Raw genomic sequence first — 23,044 nt, forward strand, 5'->3', positions numbered from 1 at the left:
TACTACTTGATGTCATTGATGTAAATTATTGATTATCAGTATAATATACAAATAATTAATAACTTTGACAACTATAAATCAACTGATTATCTAGCTTTTATCAAAGAAAAAGTGTGAGTTTGCCCTGCAGAAAGATTTCTTTAAAAGTAAATTTTAAAAAAATAGTTGTACATTTGCAATCCGAAATTTAAAAAGGAACGATTTGAAAGGAGGTGCTAAACTATGTTAATTATACCAGTAAAAGACGGAGAAAATATTGATAGAGCGTTAAAACGTTACAAACGAAAATTTGACCGTACAAAAACAATGAAAAATTTACGAAACCGTAAACAATTCAACAAACCTTCAGTGGTAAAACGTGCACGAAATATAAAAGCTCAATATGTTCAAAAATTAAGAACAGCAGAAGAGCAAGGTTAATTTTTAGCCAAAATTATTTAAACCATTAGTATAAATAAATTACAATTTGTAATTTTGAGTATTAATGGTTTTTTTATGATTATAACTTCATTTTTAGATTATTTAAACTTAGAAAAAAAATATTCTAAGCATACTATTATTGCGTATAAAAAAGACTTGTATTCTTTTCATAAATTTTGCAATGAAAATTATCAAAATCAACCAATAAGTAATGTAAACTATTCACAAATTAGAAGCTGGATTGTTAGTTTGGTAACATTAGGGATCTCCAATAGATCTATTAATAGAAAAGTATCTAGTTTAAAATCATTTTATAAGTTTCTTCAAAAAATTAATCAGATTCAAATTAACCCTTTGCTTAATCATCAACCTTTAAAAGTTGCTAAAACCATTCAAGTTCCTTTTTCTGAAAAAGAAATATTAGAAATTTTAAAAGCAAATAATGAAAATGATTTTGAGTCTGTTAGAAATAAATTAATAGTCGAATTATTTTATGCTACAGGAATTAGAAGATCAGAACTGATAAATATAAAAATATCTGATATAGATTTTAATAATGAAATTGTTAAAATTTTAGGTAAACGAAACAAAGAACGATATATTCCGTTATTAAAAATAGTTCAAAAAAGCATCCAAAATTATTTGAATTATCGTTCAGAAATAAGTACAAAAGAGTCTTATTTGTTTGTAACAAAAAAAGGCAAAAAAGTATATGATACACTTGTGTATCGTATAATAAATAATTATTTTAGTAAAGTGTCAACAAAAGTAAAAAAAAGCCCACATATTATTAGGCATACTTTTGCTACACATTTAATAAACGAAGGAGCGGATTTAAATGCTGTTAAAGAATTGCTTGGGCATTCTAGTTTGGCATCAACTCAAATATATACCCACAGTAGTTTGGGTAAGTTAAAAGAAATATATAATCAGGCTCACCCAAGAAGCCAAAAAACTAATTTATTATGAAAGTATATGTACAATCTGTAAATTTTAATGCAGACAAGGATTTGATTGATTTTGTTGAAAAAAAAGTAAATAGTTTAGAAAAATACTATGATAGAATTGTAGATTCAGAAGTGTTTTTGAAAGTGCAACAAACCAGTGATAAAAATAATAAGAACGTTGAAATTAAAATAAATGTACCTGGCAATGATATTGTTGTAAAAAAACAGAGTAAAACTTTTGAAGAAGGAGCAATGTTAGCAGTTGATTCTTTAAAGAGAATTTTAACAAAAAAAAAGGAAAAAATTAGAGTTAAATAAATTTAATAAAAAATACGTATAAAAGGTTTGTTTAAAAAAAAAACTTTAATACATTTGCAGTCCGTTAGAAATAGCGGGCTTCTTTTATGGAGTAAAATGCCGATGTAGCTCAGCTGGCTAGAGCAGCTGATTTGTAATCAGCAGGTCGTGGGTTCGAGTCCCTCTATCGGCTCAATAAAAAGCAGATAAGTATAATTACTTTAAGGTAGAATTTAAGTATTTATATTTGGGACTAGAAGTTTATCCTGAGCCTGCCTGTCAGCAGACAGGCGTAGTCGAAGGAAGTCCCTCTATCGGTTCAGATCTTTGAAAAAATGGTGAGATACTCAAGTGGCCAACGAGGGCAGACTGTAAATCTGCTGCGCAAGCTTCGGAGGTTCGAATCCTCCTCTCACCACAATATGTTTGTAGTAATATAAACGTATGAGGAATTGAAAAAAATATTGCGAGAGTAGCTCAGTTGGTAGAGCTTCAGCCTTCCAAGCTGACTGTCGCCGGTTCGAGCCCGGTCTCTCGCTCTTTTTTGGCCGGTGTAGCTCAGGGGTAGAGCGTTTCCTTGGTAAGGAAGAGGTCACGGGTTCAAATCCCGTCATTGGCTCAAATATAGAATAGAATAGAATAGAATAGAATAGAATAGAATAGAATAGAATAGAATAGAATAGAATAGAATAGAATAGAATAGAATTTAACACTATATATAACATAAGATTTAAAAATTAATAATCATGGCAAAAGAACATTTTGATCGCTCCAAACCACATTTAAATATTGGTACAATTGGACACGTTGACCACGGTAAAACAACTTTAACAGCTGCTATTACAGTGGTATTAGCAGAAAAAGGTCTTTCTGAAGTAAAAAATTTCGACCAAATTGATAATGCTCCTGAAGAAAAAGAAAGAGGTATTACAATTAACACTGCTCACGTAGAATACCAAACAGCTAACCGTCATTACGCACATGTTGACTGTCCAGGTCACGCGGATTACGTAAAGAATATGGTAACTGGTGCTGCTCAAATGGATGGTGCAATTATTGTAGTTGCAGCAACTGATGGTCCTATGCCTCAAACAAGAGAGCATATCTTATTAGGTCGTCAAGTAGGTATTCCAAGATTAGTTGTATTCATGAATAAAGTGGATATGGTTGATGATGAAGAGCTATTAGAATTGGTAGAAATGGAAATCAGAGATTTATTGTCTTTCTATGATTATGATGGGGACAATACTCCTGTTATTCAAGGTTCAGCATTAGGGGCTTTAAACAAAGAACCTAAATGGATGGATAAGATTATGGAATTAATGGATGCTGTTGATACTTGGATTGAATTACCAAAACGTGATATTGATAAAGATTTCTTAATGCCTATTGAAGATGTATTTTCAATTACAGGTCGTGGAACAGTAGCAACAGGCCGTATTGAAACAGGTGTTGCTAATACTGGAGATGCTGTTGATATTATTGGTATGGGAGCTGAAAAATTAACTTCTGTTGTTACAGGTGTTGAAATGTTCCGTAAAATATTAGATAGAGGTGAAGCTGGAGATAATGTAGGTCTATTATTAAGAGGTATAGCAAAAGAAGATATAAAAAGAGGTATGGTAATTTGTAAACCAGGTTCTGTAACTCCACATGCTAAATTTAAAGCAGAAGTTTATGTTCTTAAAAAAGAAGAAGGTGGTCGTCATACGCCATTCCATAATAACTATCGTCCACAGTTCTATGTTAGAACTACAGATGTAACAGGTACAATTCAATTACCTGATGGAGTTGAAATGGTAATGCCAGGTGATAACTTAACAATTACTGTTGAATTACATCAAGCAATTGCATTAAACGTAGGTTTACGTTTTGCAATTCGTGAAGGTGGTAGAACAGTAGGAGCTGGTCAGGTAACAGAAATGTTAGACTAACTTTGTACGCCTAAAATATAGTGAATATAGGTGCTTCTTTTTAGAGGGGCACCTTATATTTACGGGTGTAGCTCAGTTGGTAGAGCACTGGTCTCCAAAACCAGGTGTCGGGAGTTCGAGTCTCTCCACCCGTGCAAATAAATGAAAATATGAACTTAGTTAAATATATAAAAGACTCATTTGTAGAGTTACGTACTAAAGTATCTTGGATTTCTTGGGAAGAAGCTCAAAAATCTACTTCTGTAGTTGCAATATTTACAATATTATTTGCCTTGGCAGTTTTTTTTGTAGATAAAGTGTTTCAAGCAGGTTTAGGTGAATATTTTAAACTATTTTAATTAGTATAATAAATTATGACTGATTCTGTAAAAAAATGGTATGTAGTTAGAGCCATAGGTGGGCAAGAAAATAAAGTGAAAGCTTATATTGAAAATGAAATTGCACGTCTAGGAATGGATGATTATGTTGATCGTGTATTAGTGCCAACAGAAAAGGTGATTCAGATTCGTAATGGAAAAAAAATTCATAAAGAACGAGTTTACTTTCCAGGCTATATAATGATTGAAGCTAATTTAAGTGGAGAACTGCCTCACGTAATTAAATCTATTACTGGTGTAATTGGTTTTTTAGGAGAAGTAAAAGGTGGAGATCCAGTTCCTATGAGAAAATCTGAAATTAACAGAATGTTAGGAAAAGTTGATGAATTATCTGTTCAAAACGAAAATGTAGCTATACCTTATATAATTGGTGAAACAGTAAAAGTAATTGATGGTCCATTTAATGGATTTGATGGTACTATTGAAAAAATAAATGAAGAAAAGCGTAAACTTGAAGTTATGGTTAAAATTTTCGGAAGAAAAACACCATTAGAACTAAGTTATATGCAAGTAGATAAAATTTCATAATTGTTACAATAAATTTTGATATTGCATTTCGCTTCCAACAAAATGTAATATTTATTTAAACATTTAAAAATGGCAAAAGAAGTAAGTAAAGTAGTCAAATTACAAGTTCGTGGAGGTGCGGCTAATCCGTCACCACCAGTTGGACCTGCTTTAGGTGCTGCCGGAGTTAATATTATGGAGTTCTGTAAGCAATTTAATGCTAGAACTCAAGATAAACAAGGAAAAGTTTTACCAGTAGCAATTACTGTTTATAAAGATAAATCTTTTGATTTTGTTGTAAAAACTCCACCAGCAGCGGTGCAAATTTTAGAAGCAGCTAAAATAAAAAAAGGTTCTGCAGAACCAAACAGAAGCAAAGTAGCTTCAGTTACTTGGGATCAATTAAGAACTATAGCTGAAGATAAAATGGTAGATTTAAATGCATTTACTGTTGAATCTGCAATGCTTATGATGGCAGGTACAGCACGTTCAATGGGTATTAATGTAAAGGGAACAGCTCCTGTAAAACAATAAAACAGTTATTAATATGGCAAAATTAACTAAAAAGCAAAAAGAAGCTCAAGCGAAGGTTGATAAAAATCAATCGTATAGCTTAAAAGATGCTTCAGCTTTAGTAAAAGAAATTACTAACGTAAATTTTGATGCATCTATTGATTTAGCTGTTAGATTGGGTGTTGACCCTCGTAAAGCCAATCAAATGGTTAGAGGTGTTGTTACATTACCACATGGTACAGGTAAAGATGTTAAAGTGTTAGCATTAGTTACTCCAGACAAAGAAGCAGATGCTAAAGAAGCAGGTGCAGATTATGTTGGATTAGATGAATATCTTCAAAAAATTAAAGCAGGTTGGACAGATGTTGATGTAATTATCACTATGCCAAGTGTAATGGGTAAATTAGGTCCATTAGGTCGTATTTTAGGACCTAGAGGTTTAATGCCTAATCCAAAAACTGGTACGGTAACTATGGATGTAGCTAAAGCGGTTACTGAAGTAAAAGCTGGTAAAATTGATTTTAAAGTAGATAAAACAGGTATTGTGCATGCAGCAATTGCAAAAGCATCTTTTGACGCTGATAAAATTTATGATAATGCTGAAGAGTTGTTACAAACTATAATTAAGTTAAAACCAACTACAGCTAAAGGAACGTATATTAAAAGTATATATTTATCTAGTACTATGAGTCCTGGAATAAGTATTGATGCTAAATCAGTTTAACCCTAGTTAAATCTTATAATTATGACGAGAGAAGAAAAATCACAAGTAATAGAAGTTTTAACAACTAAGTTAACTGAAGGAAACATTATCTACTTAGCAGATATCTCAGGATTAAATGCATTAGATACTTCTAATTTACGTAGAGCTTGTTTTAAAGCAAACGTTAAATTAGCAGTTGTTAAAAATACCTTGCTTGAAAAAGCAATGGAAAAATCTGATAAAGATTTTGGAGAATTACCAACTATTTTAAAAGGTAATACTTCATTAATGTTTTCAGAAACTGGTAATGCACCAGCAAAAGTAATTAAAGAATTTCGTAAAAAATTTGATAAGCCTTTATTAAAAGGAGCTTATGTTGAAGAAGCAATTTATGTTGGTGATGACCAATTAGATACTTTAGTAAACATAAAATCTAAAGAGGAACTTATTGGAGACGTTATTTCCTTATTACAATCTCCAGCTAAAAATGTTATTTCAGCATTACAATCAGGAGGTAATAAATTATCTGGTATATTAAAAACATTATCAGAAAAATAATTAAAGAGCACTAATAAACTAAATAATAAAAATTAAACAAAGAGAAATGGCAGATTTAAAAGATTTCGCAGAACAACTTGTTAACTTAACAGTGAAAGAAGTAAATGAGTTAGCTAATATTTTAAAAGACGAATATGGTATTGAACCAGCAGCTGCTGCAGTAGCAGTAGCAGGTCCAGCAGCAGGAGGAGAAGAAGCAGCTGAAGAAAAAACAGAATTTGATGTAATTCTTACAGCAGCAGGACAATCTAAATTAGCAGTAGTTAAATTAGTTAAAGAATTAACTGGTTTAGGATTAAAAGAAGCTAAAGGTATTGTTGATAGTGCACCCGCTCCAATTAAAGAGGGTATCACTAAAGACGAAGCTGAAGGTTTAAAAGCTTCATTAGAGGAGGCTGGAGCTGAGGTTGAGCTTAAGTAAGCTTAGCACCTCAAAAACAAATACGGGTTTAGGTCTGAGTTAAAAACTTGGACCTAGACCATTTTGCGTATATATTCGTTCTTATATTTTAATATTTTTTTAACCTAAAGTTATTGTCCATTGGCATCAAAAAAATTCACCGAAAGAATAAACTTCGCATCCGCTAATTTGGTTATGGAATATCCAGATTTTTTGGATATTCAGGTAAAATCATTTCAAGATTTTTTCCAATTAAAAACCAAAGCAGATGAAAGAAGTACTGAAGGATTATATAAAACCTTCCTAGATAACTTCCCAATTACAGATACTCGTAACAATTTTGTGTTAGAGTTTTTAGACTACTTTGTAGATCCTCCAAGATATTCCATTCGAGAATGTATTGAAAGAGGATTAACTTATTGCGTTCCTTTAAAAGCTCGATTAAAATTATACTGTACCGATCCTGAACACGAAGATTTTGAAACTATAGTTCAAGATGTATATTTAGGTACCATTCCATATATGACACATAGTGGTACATTTGTTATTAATGGTGCAGAAAGAGTTATTGTTTCTCAATTACACAGATCACCAGGAGTATTCTTCGGGCAATCATTTCACGCAAACGGAACTAAGTTATACTCTGCTAGAGTAATTCCTTTTAAAGGATCTTGGATTGAATTTGCAACAGACATCAATCAAGTAATGTATGCTTATATTGATAGAAAGAAAAAATTACCAGTAACTACATTATTTAGAGCAATTGGCTACGAAAGAGATAAAGATATTCTTGAAATATTTAATCTTGCAGAAGAAATTAAAGTTTCAAAAAGTGGACTTAAAAAAGTTTTAGGTAGAAAATTAGCTGCTCGTGTATTAAAAACTTGGTTTGAAGACTTTGTGGATGAAGATACTGGCGAAGTGGTTTCTATTGAAAGAAATGAAATAATTCTTGATAGAGATACTATTTTAGAAAAAGAAAATATAGAAGAAATTGTAGAATCAGGCTCTAAAACTATTTTATTACATAAAGAAGGTAATGAAATGGGTGAATTTTCAATTATTCATAACACCTTGCAAAAAGATCCTACAAACTCTGAAAAAGAAGCTGTTGAGCATATTTACAGACAATTGCGAAACGCTGAACCGCCAGATTTTGAAACAGCTAAAGGTATTATTGATAAATTATTCTTCTCTGAACAACGCTATAACTTAGGTGAAGTCGGTCGTTATAGAATGAATAAAAAGTTAGGACTAAATGAAAGTATTGATCAAAAAGTTTTAACTAAGTTAGATATAATTACTATTATTAAAAACTTAATACAATTAGTTAATTCTAAAGCTGAAGTAGATGATATTGACCACTTGTCAAACCGTCGTGTAAGAACCGTTGGCGAACAAATGGCAAATCAATTTGGTGTTGGTTTATCTCGTATGGCACGTACTATTCGTGAACGTATGAATGTTAGAGATAATGAAGTATTCACACCAATTGACTTGATTAATGCTAAAACATTATCTTCAGTTATAAATTCATTCTTCGGTACAAATCAATTATCTCAATTTATGGATCAAACTAATCCATTGGCTGAGATTACTCATAAAAGAAGATTATCAGCCTTAGGACCAGGAGGTTTATCTCGTGAAAGAGCTGGTTTTGAGGTGCGTGATGTTCACTACACACATTACGGACGTTTATGCCCTATTGAAACACCAGAAGGACCAAATATTGGATTAATTTCTTCTTTAGCAGTTTATGCCAAAGTAAATAACTTAGGATTTATTGAAACTCCATATAGAAAAGTTTCAGAAGGTAAAGTTAATTTAAACGAAGCACCTAAATATTTAAGTGCAGAAGAAGAAGAAGGTATGAAATTTGCCCAATCTAACTTACCGTTAGATAAAGAAGGAAATTTTATAAACGATAGAGTTATTGTTCGTGAAGAAGCAGACTATCCAGTTGTTGAGCCAACTGCAATTAATTATATGGATGTTGCTCCAAACCAAATAGCTTCTATTTCTGCATCCTTAATTCCATTCTTGGAACACGATGATGCAAACCGTGCATTAATGGGATCAAATATGATGCGTCAAGCAGTTCCATTAATGAAACCTGAATCTCCAATTGTTGGAACAGGATTAGAACGTAGAGTTGCAAAAGATTCTCGTATTTTAATGAATGCTGAAGGTACTGGAGAAGTTGAGTATGTTGATGCTAATACTATTATTATTAATTATGATAGAACTGATGAAGACCGAATGGTTAGTTTTGAGGGTGATAGTAAAACATATAATTTAATTAAGTTTAGAAAAACAAACCAAGGTACTTCAATTAACCTAAAACCAATTGTTAAAAAAGGTGATAGAGTTGAAGAAGGTCAGGTTTTATGTGAAGGATATGCAACTCAAAAAGGAGAATTAGCCTTAGGTATAAATATGAAAGTAGCCTTTATGCCTTGGAAAGGGTATAACTTTGAGGATGCCATTGTAATTTCTGAAAAAGTAGTTAAAGAAGATATCTTTACATCAATACATATTGATGAATATTCTTTGGAAGTTCGTGATACTAAATTAGGAGCAGAAGAGCTTACTAATGATATTCCTAATGTTTCTGAAGAAGCTACTAAAGATTTGGATGAAAATGGAATGATTAGAGTAGGTGCAGAAGTAAAACCTGGTGATATTTTAATTGGTAAAATTACTCCAAAAGGAGAATCAGATCCTACTCCAGAAGAAAAATTATTAAGAGCTATTTTTGGAGACAAAGCAGGTGATGTAAAAGATGCATCCTTAAAAGCTTCACCTTCATTACACGGAGTGGTTATTGATAAAAAACTATTTGAAAGAGCTGTTAAGGATAAAACCAAACGAGCTCAAGATAAAGTAAATATTGCCACTTTAGAAAGTAAATTTACTGCTAAATTTGAAGAATTACGAACTGCTTTAATTGAAAAATTATTCGCTGTAATTAGTGGAAAAACATCGCAAGGTGTTTTAAATGATTTAGGAGAAGAAATTTTACAAAAAGGTAAAAAATTTACCCTTAAAATGTTAAATGCTGTACCTGAGTATAATCATTTAACAAAAGGAACTTGGACTACTGATAGTCATTTAAATGCATTAGTTTCTGAATTAATTCACAATTATAAAATTAAAGTGAATGATTTACAAGGATCTTTACGTCGTGAAAAATTTACTATTTCAGTAGGTGATGAATTACCAGCAGGTATTTTAAAACTAGCTAAAATTTATATTGCTAAAAAACGTAAGTTAAAAGTGGGTGATAAAATGGCTGGACGTCATGGTAACAAAGGTATTGTTGCTCGTATTGTTCGTCAAGAAGATATGCCATTCTTAGAAGATGGAACACCAGTGGATATTGTATTAAATCCATTAGGAGTACCATCAAGGATGAATATCGGTCAAATTTATGAAACAGTGCTAGGTTGGGCTGGTCAAAAACTTGGGAATAAATTTGCAACTCCTATTTTTGATGGGGCAACTATTGAAGAAATTACAGATTTAACTAATAAAGCTGGAGTTCCTGAATTTGGGCATACGTATTTATATGATGGTGGAACAGGTCAACGTTTTGATCAAAAAGCTACAGTTGGTGTTATTTATATGATTAAATTAGGTCATATGATTGATGATAAAATGCACGCACGTTCTATAGGTCCTTATTCTTTAATCACACAACAACCATTAGGTGGTAAAGCTCAAATGGGTGGTCAACGTTTAGGTGAAATGGAAGTATGGGCATTAGAAGCCTATGGTGCATCTGCTACATTGCGTGAAATGTTAACCGTAAAATCAGATGATGTTATTGGTAGAGCAAAAACGTATGAAGCAATTGTTAAAGGTGATGAAATGCCAGAACCTGGATTACCAGAATCATTTAACGTATTAATGCATGAACTACAAGGTTTAGGATTAGACGTTAGATTAGAAGATTAATAACTAATAAGTAAAGAGGTTTTTGCCTCTTTACTTTACAATATATTTTTACAATTTTAAATTCGAATCCATCATTATGGCAAGAAAAAATGATAAATACACTGTAAAAAAATTCAGTAAAATTTCTATTGGTTTGGCTTCACCTGAATCTATTTTAGCAAAATCTAGAGGAGAAGTTTTAAAACCTGAAACCATAAATTATAGAACACATAAACCAGAAAGAGATGGTTTATTTTGTGAACGAATTTTTGGTCCAATAAAAGACTATGAATGTGCCTGCGGCAAATACAAAAGAATCCGTTATAAAGGAATTGTTTGTGATCGTTGTGGTGTTGAAGTAACAGAAAAAAAAGTTAGAAGAGATAGAGTAGGTCACATAAATTTAGTGGTTCCTGTAGCTCATATTTGGTATTTTAAATCATTACCAAATAAAATGGGTTATTTATTAGGATTACCTTCTAAAAAACTAGATATGATTATTTACTACGAACGTTACGTAGTAATTCAACCTGCTGGAGCAACAAACGCTGAAGGAGAACCATTACAAAAAATGGATTTTTTAACAGAAGAAGAATATTTAGATATTTTGGAATCTTTTCCAATTGAAAATCAATATTTAGATGATTCTGATCCTGAAAAATTTATTGCTAAAATGGGAGCAGAATGTTTGATTGATTTATTTAATCGAATTGATTTAGATGAATTATCTTATCAACTTCGTCATAAAGCAAATACCGAAACTTCTAAACAACGTAAAACAGAAGCTCTAAAAAGATTAAATGTAATTGAAGCTTTTAGAGATGCAAATAAAAATAGAGAGAATCGTCCTGAATGGATGATTATGAAAGTGATTCCCGTAATTCCACCAGAATTAAGGCCTTTAGTTCCTTTAGATGGGGGAAGATTTGCAACATCTGATTTAAATGATTTATATCGAAGAGTAATTATTAGAAATAATCGATTAAAACGATTAGTTGAAATAAAAGCTCCTGAAGTAATTTTACGTAATGAAAAACGAATGTTACAAGAATCTGTAGATTCATTATTTGATAACACACGTAAATCATCAGCAGTAAAAACAGAATCTAACCGACCATTAAAATCATTATCCGATTCATTAAAAGGTAAACAAGGTCGTTTCCGTCAAAACTTATTAGGTAAACGTGTAGATTATTCAGCACGTTCAGTTATTGTTGTTGGGCCGGAATTAAAATTATCTGAGTGTGGTATTCCAAAAGACATGGCAGCTGAACTCTATAAACCTTTTGTAATTCGAAAATTAATTGAAAGAGGTATTGTAAAAACAGTAAAATCTGCTAAAAAAATTATAGATAAAAAAGAACCAGTTGTTTGGGATATTTTAGAGAATGTTTTAAAAGGACATCCAGTTCTTTTAAACCGTGCTCCTACATTACACCGTTTAGGAATACAAGCTTTTCAACCTAAATTAATTGAAGGAAAAGCTTTGCAATTACATCCATTAGCTTGTACCGCTTTTAATGCGGATTTTGATGGTGATCAAATGGCAGTGCATTTACCTTTAGGACCTGAAGCAATTTTAGAAGCTCAGTTACTAATGCTAGGTTCACATAACATTCTAAATCCTGCAAATGGAGCACCTATTACTGTGCCATCTCAAGATATGGTTTTAGGGTTGTATTATATGACTAAAGAAAGAAATTCTACTCCTGAAATTCCTATTAAAGGTGAAGGGTTAATTTTTTATTCGCCAGAAGAAGTGAATATAGCTTTTAATGAAAAAGCAGTAGAACTTAACGCAAAAATTAAAGTTCGTACTAAAGATGTTAATGAAGAAGGTGAAGTTATAACTAAAATAATTGATACCACTGTAGGTAGAGTTTTATTTAACGAAGTAGTACCAATTCAAGCAGGTTATATTAACGAAGTACTTACTAAAAAAACATTAAGAGATATTATTGGTAGAGTACTAAAAGTTACGGATGTTCCAACAACAGGTAAGTTTTTAGATGCAATGAAATCTATGGGATATAATTTTGCCTTTAGAGGAGGATTATCCTTTAGTTTAGGAGATATAATTATTCCACCTGAGAAAAAACAAATGATTGCTGACGCTAATAAGCAAGTTGACAATATTATAGCAAACTATAATATGGGTATGCTTACAAATAAAGAGCGTTACAATCAGGTAATTGATATTTGGGGATCTACTAATAATAGATTAACTGAACTTTCCATGAAACGTTTACGTGAAGATAAACAAGGATTTAACTCTGTTTATATGATGCTTGATTCTGGAGCTCGGGGTTCAAAAGAACAAATCCGACAGTTAACAGGTATGCGTGGATTAATGGCAAAACCTAAAAAATCTACATCAAGTGGAGGTGAAATTATTGAAAATCCAATTTTATCAAACTTTAAGGAAGGATTATCTATTTTAGAATATTTTATTTCTACTCACGGGGCTCGTAAAGGGTTGGCGGATACAGCTTTAAAAACAGCAGATGCAGGTTATTTAACAAGACGTTTAGTAGATGTTTCTCAAGATGTTATTGTAAATGAAGACGATTGTGGTACTCTTAGAGGATTAACCGTTCAACCTTTAATGAAAAATGATGAAATTGTTGAATCATTAAGTGAAAGAATAGTTGGTCGTGTTTCATTACACGATGTGATGGATCCAAAAACTGATGAGATAATAGTTGCTTCTGGAGGTGAAATAAATGATGAAGTTGCTATACAAATAGAAGAAGCAGGTATTGATAAAGTAGAAGTTCGTTCTGCATTAACTTGTGAGGCTAAAAAGGGTATTTGTGCTAAATGTTATGGCTTTAGTTTGTCTAATAGAAAAATGGTCCAAATTGGAGAAGCAGTTGGTGTTATTGCAGCACAATCTATTGGGGAACCTGGTACACAATTAACATTACGTACATTCCACGTTGGTGGGGTTGCTGGTAATATTTCAGAAGACAATAGTTTAATATCTAAGTTTGCAGGTAAAGCTGTAATTGACGATTTAAGAACAGTAAAAGGTCAGGATTCTGAAGGAAATGATATTAATATTGTAATTTCAAGAACTACAGAAATAAAAATGATCAATGAAAAAACAGGTGCTGTTTTAAGTGTTCATAATATTCCTTATGGTTCTACAATCTTTGTTAAAAACGGACAAAAACTTAAAAAGAATACAACTATTTGTAAATGGGATCCATTTAATGGTGTAATTGTTTCTGAATTTGCGGGTACCATTCAATTTGAGAATATTGATAAAGGTTTAAATTATAATGCTGAAATTGACGAACAAACAGGTTTCCAAGAAAAAGTAATTATTGAATCTAAAAATAAAAAAGTTGTTCCAACTTTATTAGTTAAAGATGATAATGATAATGTAATTAGATCATACAATTTACCAGTAGGAGCTCATCTTATTGTTGAAGATGGAGAAAAAATTACTTCAGGGAAAATTATTGTTAAAATCCCTAGAAAATCTGGTAAAGCAGGTGATATTACAGGAGGTTTACCTCGTGTAACTGAATTATTTGAAGCACGTAATCCTTCAAACCCAGCAGTAGTTGCAGCAATAGATGGGGTTGTTTCCTTTGGAAAAATTAAACGTGGTAATCGTGAAATAATAGTAGAATCAAAACTTGGAGAAATTAAAAAATACTTGGTTAAATTATCCAATCAAATCTTAGTACAAGAAAATGATTTTATAAAAGCGGGTATGCCACTTTCAGAAGGTTCTATTACCCCAAAAGATATTTTAAATATTCAAGGACCAAGTGCTGTACAAGAATATATTGTAAATGAAATTCAAGAAGTTTACCGTTTACAAGGGGTAAAAATTAATGACAAACATTTTGAAGTTGTTGTGCGTCAAATGATGCGTAAAGTTAAAATTATTGACTCTGGAGATAGTTTATTCTTAGAGAATCAATTAGTCCATAAAAATGATTTTATTCTTGAAAATGATGAAATTTATGGGAAGAAAGTTGTTGAAAACGCTGGAGATTCTGAAAATTTAAAAGAAGGACAAATAGTTTCACCACGCGAATTGAGAGATGAAAATTCTATTTTGCGTAGAGAGGATAAAAATTTGGTTGAAGCACGTGATGCAAAACCTGCAACGGCTGAACAAATTTTACAAGGTATAACTAGAGCTTCTTTACAAACTAAATCATTTATATCTGCAGCATCATTCCAAGAAACTACTAAAGTATTAAATGAAGCCGCCGTTAATGGTAAGGTGGATACTTTACAAGGTTTAAAGGAAAATGTAATTGTGGGTAAACGTATTCCTGCAGGTACAGGTATGAGAATATATGATAATATGATTGTTGGTTCTAAGGAAGAATTAGAATCTAATTTATAAATTATGAGTGATCAAAAAACTAATAAAGAAGGACAAATAAATATTGAATTAGATAAAGATATTGCTGAAGGCATTTATTCTAATTTAGCAATTATTAATCATTCAGTATCTGAATTTATTGTTGATTTTATAAGTGTTATGCCTGGGCAACCGAAGGCAAAAGTAAAATCGAGAATTATTTTAACGCCTCAACATGCAAAGCGATTGGTAAAAGCGTTGGCTGAAAATGTTAGTAGATTTGAAGAAGCTCATGGTGAAATAAAAGATTATGAACAGCCTCCCATTCCAATGAATTTTGGTCCAACGGGCGAAGCATAAAATTATCAAAAAACCGAACAAATAATGTTCGGTTTTTTTTGTTAAAAAAAGTCGGATATATACAGAATTCATTAATTTTGCAGCTTATTAAAAGTTAGTGTTAATAATGAAAGAGGCAATAATAGTATTAGGTTTTTTATTTTTTTTTACCAATGTCACTTTTGCACAAAAAGATACCATTAAATTAAAAGAAATTAAAGTATCTTCAAATAGGATTAGTTTGCCTTTTAGTAAAACATCTCAAACCATAAAATTAGTTTCAAAAGAAGAAATTAATAAGGCAACAGCAACTAATTTAGCAGATTTATTACAGCAAATTGCAGGAATTGATATTAGAAGAAGAGGTATTGATGGAATGCAATCTGACTTGTACATTAGAGGAGGTAATTTTAACCAAACACTAATTTTAATTGATGGGGTAAAAATGGATGATGTGCAAACCGGTCATCATAGTATGAATGCCATTTTACCATTAGAAGATATTGAACGAATTGAGATAATTAAAGGTTCAGCAGCTCGTGTATTTGGACAGAATGCTTTTACTGGTGCTATAAATATTGTAACTAAAAAAGTAAAACGAAATGCTTTGAATTTAGATTTAAATTATGGTTCCTATCAAAATAAAAAAGGATTAGCAGCTATAAGTAAAAAATATACTAAAGGAGATTTATATGCTTCTGTTGGTTTTCAAAAATCAGATGGATATCGTTATAATACTGATTTTCAAAATGTAAATTCATTTTTAAAAACTTCAATTAAAAATTATCAATTAATTTCAATCTTTCAACAGCGTAAATTTGGGGCTAACGGATTTTATGCAAGTCCTGATTACACGAATCAATATGAAGAAACTCAGACAAATTTAGTAGCTATTTCTTCAAAATATACTACTTCATCATTAAGCATAAAACCAAGGTTTTACTGGAGAAGAAATCAAGATATGTATTTGTTTTTACGTGATAATCCTTCATATTATCGAAATTTACATATTTCAAATAAATTAGGGGTTGAAACTAACGTAGTTATAAATTCGAATTTAGGAAAAACAGGAATTGGTTTAGATGTTTCAAGAACTTTTTTAGTGAGTAACAACTTAGGAAATCATAATAGAACTGTAATTACTGGATTTTTGGAACATCGTTTTGAATTTGATGATAAATTAGATATAACTCCAGGAATTGCCATAAGTTATTATTCCGATTTTAATACAAATGCCTTTCCAGGTTTAGCGGTTGGTTATAGAATTTCAAACAAAGTAAAAATATATGGAAATATTGGATATACTTATAGAGTTCCAACCTTTACCGATATGTTTTACGTAGGACCAACAACTCAAGGAAATCCAGATTTAGAGCCTGAATCTGCATTGTCTGAAGAAATAGGTTTCAAGTATAATTTCAATAACTTTAATTTTACCTTAGCACTATTTAATAGAAATTCAGATAATTTAATTGATTGGACTAAAGCTAATGAAGCTGATAAATGGCAAACCAAAAATTTTAGTAAAGTAATAACTCAAGGAATTGAAACAACTGTTTCCTATTCGTTTAAAATAAATACTTTTAGTCAGTTATTACAATTGGGTTACAATTACATAAATGATGATATTAAAGATGTAAATGTTCAATTTACACGGTATTCATTAAATAGTATTAAACATCAAATTACTTCTAGTTTTCAAACTAAATTTTTTAAAAATATTAGGCAGAATATTTCATATCGATATGTTGAAAGAACTGATGGAACAAGTTATAATGTAGTGGATGCTAAAATTTCAATTACGTTTTCTAAAAGGTATCAAATTTCATTAATTGCAAATAATATTTTTAATGCAGTTTATACGGAAACAAATTTGGTACCGATGCCAAAAGGAAATGTAATGGCGAGTTTTAAATATTGAATTTATTAATTAGATATAAAATTGTATATTGAAATTTTACTGATTGTCCGTAGTCTTACATAACGTCCGTCACCCTGAACCTGCCAACAGCAGGCGGGCTTGTTTCAGGGTCGTATTCCATAAAACACTGGTTATCAAACGGAAATGAGATGCTGAAACGAGCCTGCCTTGCCGACAGGCAGGTTCAGCATGACGTTGTTTTTTATTATTAACCTGAGTTCGATGTAATAAAATAAATACCGGGTTGAAAATCAACAAGCTACGTCATTGCGATGAATGAAGCAAAGCGAAATGAGGAAGCAATCTCATTTTTATGAAAAGATTACTTCAAATTATGGCACTACATTTATAATTTTCGCAATGACATTTTGATTTTCAGTTATTTAAAGTAAATCCTTAGGTCGAACTCAGGTTATTACTAATTACTGACATACAAAATTTTATACAATTATGGAAAATAGAATTACCTCTTTTAAAGAGTTTTACCCTTTTTATTTATCTCAACATTCCAATAAAATTTGTCGTTTATTGCATGTTATTGGAACTACAGTTGTTTTAGCATTAACCTTAACAAGTATATTGTATTTAAATCTGGCATTATTACTATTAGTACCAATTTCGGGTTATGGATTTGCTTGGGTTGGGCATTTCTTTTTTGAAAAAAATATGCCAGCGACTTTTAAGTATCCTTTATGGAGTTTAAAATCCGATTTTAAAATGTATTTTGATATTTTATCAAATAGATTATCGTTAGATGCTTCTAAAGATAAAATTTTGTAATTGTGTACTATTTTTTTCGTCTATTTTAAAATATAACTAAATCTTATGATGATGAAAATAGCTTTAATAACTCTTTTTCAATTTTTATTTATTGGAAAAGTAACTTCACAAATTAATAAGGAACATTTAAATATAGGTGAAAAAGCACCAAAAATTGTTGGAGTTGATCAGTTTGGGAATAAAATTGATTCAGATAAAATTCTAGAAAAAAATCAAATTTTATTGATTTTTTATCGTGGAAATTGGTGTCCGTATTGCAATAAACATTTAAAAAGTCTGGAAGAAAATTTACAAAAATTACAAGCAAAAAACATTAAGGTTTTATTAGTAACACCAGAAAAAGTTGATAAAATTAAAGGGACTTCTGCTAAATACAATAATAGTTTTTCAATAATTCATGATGCAAATGATGAAATTATGAATAATTATAAAGTTGCTTTTAATGTAACCAAAGAAAATGTGCCTAAATATTTCGAATTTACACTTAATAAAGTACAGAAATACAATGAAAAGGAAAATTTAGTGCTTCCAGTACCAGCAACTTACTTAATTGGAAAAGATAAAAAAATTAAATACGTACAATACGATCCTGATTATAAGAACAGATCTAATTTTGAAACAATTTTAGCAATGTTAAACTAACTAAAGTGTTAAAAACTTTAAGATATCAAAACATTTTCGAATAAATTTTAACATAACTTTTAAAATTGTAACTATTCACGTTAATTAATTGCCAAAAGCTTAACAACTTGTACAATTCAATACTATTGTTTAGTATCTTTGATGTGTAAATAAAAAAGTAACACAAGTAAATAGTAAATATAAGTTTTCAGTAAAATTTGTTTGAATTAAAAAGCGGTAAAAATTAATCTTATCGCTTTTTAATATTTATAAAATATCCACTTTATTAATTCATTAATTCTTCAATATCAATTATAGTATTTTTTAAAAATGATACTGTTTTCTCAATTTCTATACTTAAAACAATATCATTTTCAATAAATGGAATTTCACTTCTATACGCTTGTAAAAACGATTCTAAAAATGGAGAAGTTTTTAAAGGCAATCTAAAATAAAGAGCTTGTGATGCGTTTAACAATTCAATGGCTAAAATAGTTTCTAAATTATCTACTATTTTTTTAGCTTTTGTTGCACCGTTTGCACCCATACTTACATGATCTTCTTGACCGTTACTAGAAACTATTGAGTCTATTGATGAAGGTGTAGCATATTGTTTGTTTTGACTTACAATACTTGCTGCTGTATATTGAGGAATCATAAAACCACTATTTAAACCAGAGTTTTTTACTAAAAATGGTGGTAAATTTCGTAAACCTGAAACCAATTGAAATATTCTTCTTTCTGAAATACTTCCCAATTCTGCCATAGCAATACTTAAAAAATCAAAAGCTAAAGCAAGTGGTTGTCCGTGAAAATTTCCTCCGGAAATAATTTTATCAGCATCCACAAAAATATTTGGATTATCAGTTACAGAATTTATTTCGGTTAAAAATATCTTTTTACAATAATTTAAAGCATCTTTACTTGCACCGTGAACCTGTGGAATACATCTAAATGAATACGGATCTTGAACATGAGCTTTCGGCTGATTAATTAATTCACTATCCGTTAAAAAACTTTTGACTTGTTGAGCAGTTTTTAGTTGTCCGTTATGTGGACGAATAAAATGAATTAATTCATTAAAAGGTTCAATTCTTCCATCAAATGCATCTAAAGATAAAGCACCAATTAAGTCTGCTAAATAAGATAATTTTAGTGATTTTAAAATTAAATGAGTGCCATAAGCCGTCATAAATTGTGTGCCATTTAATAAAGCCAAACCTTCTTTAGATTTTAATTCAATTTTTTGCCAATTAAATTCTTTTAAAAGTGTTTCTCCTGTAATAGTTTGATTGTTATAATACACTTCTCCTTTACCAATTAAAGGTAAAGCTAAATGTGCCAATGGAGCTAAATCTCCAGATGCTCCTAATGAACCTTGCGTATAAATTACTGGTAAAATATCATTATTATAAAATTCAATTAAACGTTCAACCGTTTTTAATTGCACACCAGAATATCCATAACTTAACGATTGTATTTTGAGAAATAGCATCAGTTTAATAATGTTTTTCGGCACTTTTTCGCCAGTACCACAAGCATGGCTCATTACTAAATTTTCTTGTAATTTATTTAAGTTTGAATTACTTATTTTTACATCGCATAAAGAACCGAAACCAGTATTTATTCCATAAATTGGTGCGGAATCTTGTTTAATTTTTTCATCTAAGTAGGTGCGACAATTATTAATATTAGTTATAGATTCTTTGGAAAGTTTTAGCTTTTTATCCGTTAAGATAATATCATTTAAAATTTCAAAAGTAACCAATTTAGAATCTATATTATGTACGTTTTTCATGATTTAAATTTGAGTATTCAAAATTCCGCAAACATATTAGAATATGCAAATTATTTGTTAAAGTAATGCTAATTTTATTTTTTTCATTTATATAGATTATCTTTGAAAATCTTAAAATAAATCTCATTTATGTTATGAAGAAAATTTGGATATTATTAGCTGTACTTTCGTTATTTTCCTGTAAAAAAGAAGTTAAAAAAGATTATTCAGTAGTTTCCGGAAAAATAACTGATAAATTAAGTGATTCAATCACGTTATATAATAGTGGTAGAACTTATACTAAAACTATCACATTAAAGAATGATGGAAGTTTTGTAGATACTTTAAAAATTGAAGAAGGACATTATTGGTTAAATGACGGAGAAAATAAAATCCCTTTATATATTAAAAATGGAGACGATGTTCAAATTAAATATAATGTAAATAGTTTTGAGAAAACTTTTAAAATTACAGGGAAAGGTTCTAAAATATCTGAATATTTATCTCAAAAACATAAAATTGAGCAAAAAATAATAGCAAAAGGAACTGCAGTATATTTGTTAAATGAAAATAATTATGAAGCTGTTTTTCATAAAGAAAAAGATAAACTTATAACGTTAATTACTAATTTTAAGGGTATTTCTCAATCATTTAAAGATAGAGAAAAAAGAAATATAGAATACGCATATTTTAATTACATTAACCGTTATCAACGCTACCACGAACATTATGCAAAATTACCAGATTTTAAAGTCTCAGAGCATTTTTTAGATGATTTAAAAGATATTATTTATTCTGATGAAGGAGATTTTAAATTTTCAAAAGCTTATAGAACTTTAGTTACTAACTTTTATAGCGAACAAGCTTCTGTTTTGGCAAAAAAGGATTCTATTAGTGAAAGTTTGGCATTCTTAAAAGTTTCTAGTGATATTCCTACCAAAATTATAAAAAATAATTTGTTGTTTAATGATGCAAAATATGGAATAACTTATACTGAAAATTTAGAAGAATATTACAAATCCTTTATGGAAGCTTCTACTAATAAAAAACAAAAAGAAGAAATAACCAAAAGTTACAATAAATTAAAAGCACTTTCAGAAGGACAACCTTCGCCTAAATTTAAAAATTATGAAAATTATAATGGAGAAACCACTTCATTAGAGGATTTAAAAGGAAAATATGTTTATATAGATGTATGGGCAACTTGGTGCGGACCTTGTAAAGCTGAAATTCCATTTTTAAAAACTATAGAAAAAAAATATCATAATAAAAATATTACTTTTGTAAGTATTTCTGTAGATAAAGTCAAAGATCATAACAAATGGTTAAAAATGGTAAAAGAAAAAGAGATGAAAGGTTATCAATTATTTGCAGATAACAATTGGAATTCAGATTTTGTTAAAAACTATTTAATTTTTGGAATTCCAAGGTTTATTTTAATTGATCCAAAAGGAAATATTGTTAATTCAAATGCCCCAAGACCTTCAGATGATAGGTTAGAACAACTATTTAAAAGTTTAAAAATATAATTAAAATTAATAAAAATGAGAAAATTGATTTGGCTATTGGCCTTAGTTACAATTGTGTCTTGTAACAACACTAAAAAGAAAGATTATGTAAGTATTAAAGGAACTTTAAAAACTCCTAATATTTCTAAAATAACAATTCAAGGTAAAGATGGTTTAAAAGAAATTAAAGTAAATAAAGATGGAACTTTTTCAGATACTTTAAAAGTAACAAAAGGAATTCATTTATTATCTGCTGGAAATGAAAAAGAAACTATTTTTTTAGATAATGGATACAATTTAAACTTAAATTTTAAAAGTGAAAAATTCTCTGATGGAATAGATTATTCAGGTATTGGAGCAGAAACTAATAATTATTTAACTAAAAAGAAATCTTTTTATATGAGTGATTTTGGTAATCCTAAAACCTATTTCAAATTAGATAAACCAGCTTTTGATGCTAAAATTGATGAGGCAGAAGCAAAACTTGAATCCTTTAAAACTACAGAAAAAAATGTAGATTCTTTAATTCAAAAAATGGATGCCAGAAATGATAAAATGTTTTTCAATTATATAAAAACAAATTATAAAAAAATGCATGCTAGCATGGTTAATTTAGCCGAAGGGAAAATATCTCCTGTATTTAATAATTATGAAAATTATGATGGAAGTAAAACTTCTTTAAAAGATTTAAGAGGAAAGTATGTTTATATAGATGTTTGGGCAACATGGTGTGCACCTTGTAAAGCTGAAATACCACACTTAAAAGCATTAGAAAAAGAATTTGAAGGTAAAAATATTCAGTTTGTAAGTCTTTCTGTTGATAAACCAAATGCACATGATGCTTGGAAAAAAATGATTAAAGAAAAACAAATGAGTGGTATTCAGTTATTTGCAACTAATAATTTTGAATCAAAATTTATTAAGGATTATGGAATAAATTCAATACCAAGATTTATTTTAATTGATCCAAATGGAAAAATTGTAGATGCTGATGCAATACGTCCATCAAATCCTAAAATTAATGATTTTTTAAATAAATTGAAATTATAATTAGTAAAACTATTAGTTCCTATTTAGATTAGAATATAGTTTAAATTGAAAAAAAAAGCCTCTTAATTTTAAGAAATTAAGAGGCTTTTTTAATAACATGAGTTCAATATATGAGAATAATTATAG

Annotated in this window: 19 protein-coding genes and 5 tRNA genes; 23 read left to right on the forward strand and 1 reads right to left on the reverse strand. The window is 29.8% G+C overall.

The genetic code is table 11. From position 1 onward, the window contains the following. The first annotated feature begins 222 nt into the window (after positions 1 to 222). The 21 genes from rpsU to L3J60_RS10005 all read left to right on the forward strand — a co-directional run bounded on the left by rpsU (position 223) and on the right by L3J60_RS10005 (position 18,604). A complete protein-coding gene (gene rpsU / locus L3J60_RS09905) occupies positions 223 to 420 on the forward strand; it encodes a 30S ribosomal protein S21 (protein ID WP_291975352.1) in 198 nt (65 codons plus the stop codon). A gap of 75 nt (positions 421 to 495) precedes the next feature. Next, the gene (locus tag L3J60_RS09910; RefSeq protein WP_291975353.1) at positions 496 to 1,389 is read left to right on the forward strand and encodes a tyrosine-type recombinase/integrase; all 894 of its coding nucleotides are present in this window, start codon (positions 496 to 498) and stop codon (positions 1,387 to 1,389) included. Then, complete coding sequence (gene raiA, locus L3J60_RS09915; RefSeq protein ID WP_291975354.1) at positions 1,386 to 1,685, forward strand: ribosome-associated translation inhibitor RaiA; 300 nt, start codon at positions 1,386 to 1,388, stop codon at positions 1,683 to 1,685. Before L3J60_RS09910 ends, raiA begins: the two co-directional genes overlap by 4 nt. A gap of 98 nt (positions 1,686 to 1,783) precedes the next feature. Then, positions 1,784 to 1,857, forward strand: a tRNA-Thr gene (locus L3J60_RS09920). Between the two features lie 144 nt (positions 1,858 to 2,001). After that, positions 2,002 to 2,082, forward strand: a tRNA-Tyr gene (locus L3J60_RS09925). Positions 2,083 to 2,130: 48 nt separating this feature from the next. Further along, positions 2,131 to 2,203: transfer RNA gene (locus L3J60_RS09930), tRNA-Gly, on the forward strand. An 8-nt stretch (positions 2,204 to 2,211) separates the two neighbouring features. After that, a tRNA-Thr gene (locus tag L3J60_RS09935) sits at positions 2,212 to 2,283 on the forward strand. 127 nt (positions 2,284 to 2,410) lie between these two features. Beyond that, complete coding sequence (tuf, locus tag L3J60_RS09940) at positions 2,411 to 3,598, forward strand: elongation factor Tu (RefSeq protein WP_291975355.1); 1,188 nt, start codon at positions 2,411 to 2,413, stop codon at positions 3,596 to 3,598. A gap of 61 nt (positions 3,599 to 3,659) precedes the next feature. Continuing rightward, a tRNA-Trp gene (locus L3J60_RS09945) sits at positions 3,660 to 3,732 on the forward strand. A 15-nt stretch (positions 3,733 to 3,747) separates the two neighbouring features. Further along, complete coding sequence (gene secE, locus L3J60_RS09950; protein ID WP_291975356.1) at positions 3,748 to 3,936, forward strand: preprotein translocase subunit SecE; 189 nt, start codon at positions 3,748 to 3,750, stop codon at positions 3,934 to 3,936. Positions 3,937 to 3,951: 15 nt separating this feature from the next. Next, the gene (gene nusG / locus L3J60_RS09955) at positions 3,952 to 4,503 is read left to right on the forward strand and encodes a transcription termination/antitermination protein NusG (protein ID WP_291975357.1); all 552 of its coding nucleotides are present in this window, start codon (positions 3,952 to 3,954) and stop codon (positions 4,501 to 4,503) included. A 69-nt stretch (positions 4,504 to 4,572) separates the two neighbouring features. After that, the gene (rplK, locus tag L3J60_RS09960) at positions 4,573 to 5,016 is read left to right on the forward strand and encodes a 50S ribosomal protein L11 (protein ID WP_291975358.1); all 444 of its coding nucleotides are present in this window, start codon (positions 4,573 to 4,575) and stop codon (positions 5,014 to 5,016) included. Between the two features lie 13 nt (positions 5,017 to 5,029). Further along, complete coding sequence (gene rplA, locus L3J60_RS09965) at positions 5,030 to 5,719, forward strand: 50S ribosomal protein L1 (RefSeq protein WP_291975359.1); 690 nt, start codon at positions 5,030 to 5,032, stop codon at positions 5,717 to 5,719. Positions 5,720 to 5,740: 21 nt separating this feature from the next. Continuing rightward, positions 5,741 to 6,256: a 50S ribosomal protein L10 gene (gene rplJ, locus L3J60_RS09970; protein WP_291975360.1), complete on the forward strand. Its 516-nt coding sequence runs from the start codon at positions 5,741 to 5,743 to the stop codon at positions 6,254 to 6,256. A 46-nt stretch (positions 6,257 to 6,302) separates the two neighbouring features. After that, a complete protein-coding gene (gene rplL, locus L3J60_RS09975; protein WP_291975361.1) occupies positions 6,303 to 6,677 on the forward strand; it encodes a 50S ribosomal protein L7/L12 in 375 nt (124 codons plus the stop codon). A gap of 120 nt (positions 6,678 to 6,797) precedes the next feature. Next, positions 6,798 to 10,613 carry a DNA-directed RNA polymerase subunit beta gene (gene rpoB, locus L3J60_RS09980; protein ID WP_291975362.1) on the forward strand — a complete coding sequence of 1,272 codons (3,816 nt, stop codon included), beginning with the start codon at positions 6,798 to 6,800 and terminating at the stop codon, positions 10,611 to 10,613. A gap of 76 nt (positions 10,614 to 10,689) precedes the next feature. Then, positions 10,690 to 14,964, forward strand: a complete 4,275-nt coding sequence (gene rpoC / locus L3J60_RS09985; protein WP_291975364.1) for a DNA-directed RNA polymerase subunit beta' — start codon at positions 10,690 to 10,692, stop codon at positions 14,962 to 14,964. 3 nt (positions 14,965 to 14,967) lie between these two features. Next, entirely contained in the window at positions 14,968 to 15,282 is a 315-nt protein-coding gene (locus L3J60_RS09990; protein WP_291975365.1) for a DUF3467 domain-containing protein, read from the forward strand. Between the two features lie 106 nt (positions 15,283 to 15,388). Next, positions 15,389 to 17,182, forward strand: coding sequence for a TonB-dependent receptor (locus L3J60_RS09995; protein ID WP_291975366.1), 1,794 nt, complete (start codon positions 15,389 to 15,391; stop codon positions 17,180 to 17,182). A 450-nt stretch (positions 17,183 to 17,632) separates the two neighbouring features. Beyond that, entirely contained in the window at positions 17,633 to 17,962 is a 330-nt protein-coding gene (locus tag L3J60_RS10000) for a DUF962 domain-containing protein (protein ID WP_291975367.1), read from the forward strand. 51 nt (positions 17,963 to 18,013) lie between these two features. Then, positions 18,014 to 18,604, forward strand: a complete 591-nt coding sequence (locus L3J60_RS10005; protein ID WP_291975368.1) for a peroxiredoxin-like family protein — start codon at positions 18,014 to 18,016, stop codon at positions 18,602 to 18,604. Positions 18,605 to 18,869: 265 nt separating this feature from the next. Here L3J60_RS10005 and hutH read toward each other — a convergent pair whose 3' ends face one another. After that, positions 18,870 to 20,381: a histidine ammonia-lyase gene (gene hutH / locus L3J60_RS10010; protein ID WP_291975369.1), complete on the reverse strand. Its 1,512-nt coding sequence runs from the start codon at positions 20,379 to 20,381 to the stop codon at positions 18,870 to 18,872. Between the two features lie 134 nt (positions 20,382 to 20,515). On the opposite strand from hutH, the gene L3J60_RS10015 reads away from it, so the two are divergent. Together L3J60_RS10015 and L3J60_RS10020 are read left to right on the forward strand one after the other, a co-directional pair. Beyond that, positions 20,516 to 21,889 carry a TlpA disulfide reductase family protein gene (locus L3J60_RS10015; protein ID WP_291975370.1) on the forward strand — a complete coding sequence of 458 codons (1,374 nt, stop codon included), beginning with the start codon at positions 20,516 to 20,518 and terminating at the stop codon, positions 21,887 to 21,889. A gap of 15 nt (positions 21,890 to 21,904) precedes the next feature. Then, entirely contained in the window at positions 21,905 to 22,918 is a 1,014-nt protein-coding gene (locus L3J60_RS10020; RefSeq protein WP_291975371.1) for a redoxin domain-containing protein, read from the forward strand. Positions 22,919 to 23,044 lie beyond the last annotated feature (126 nt).

This window comes from Lutibacter sp. (assembly GCF_021647475.1).
GTDB lineage: Bacteria > Bacteroidota > Bacteroidia > Flavobacteriales > Flavobacteriaceae > Lutibacter.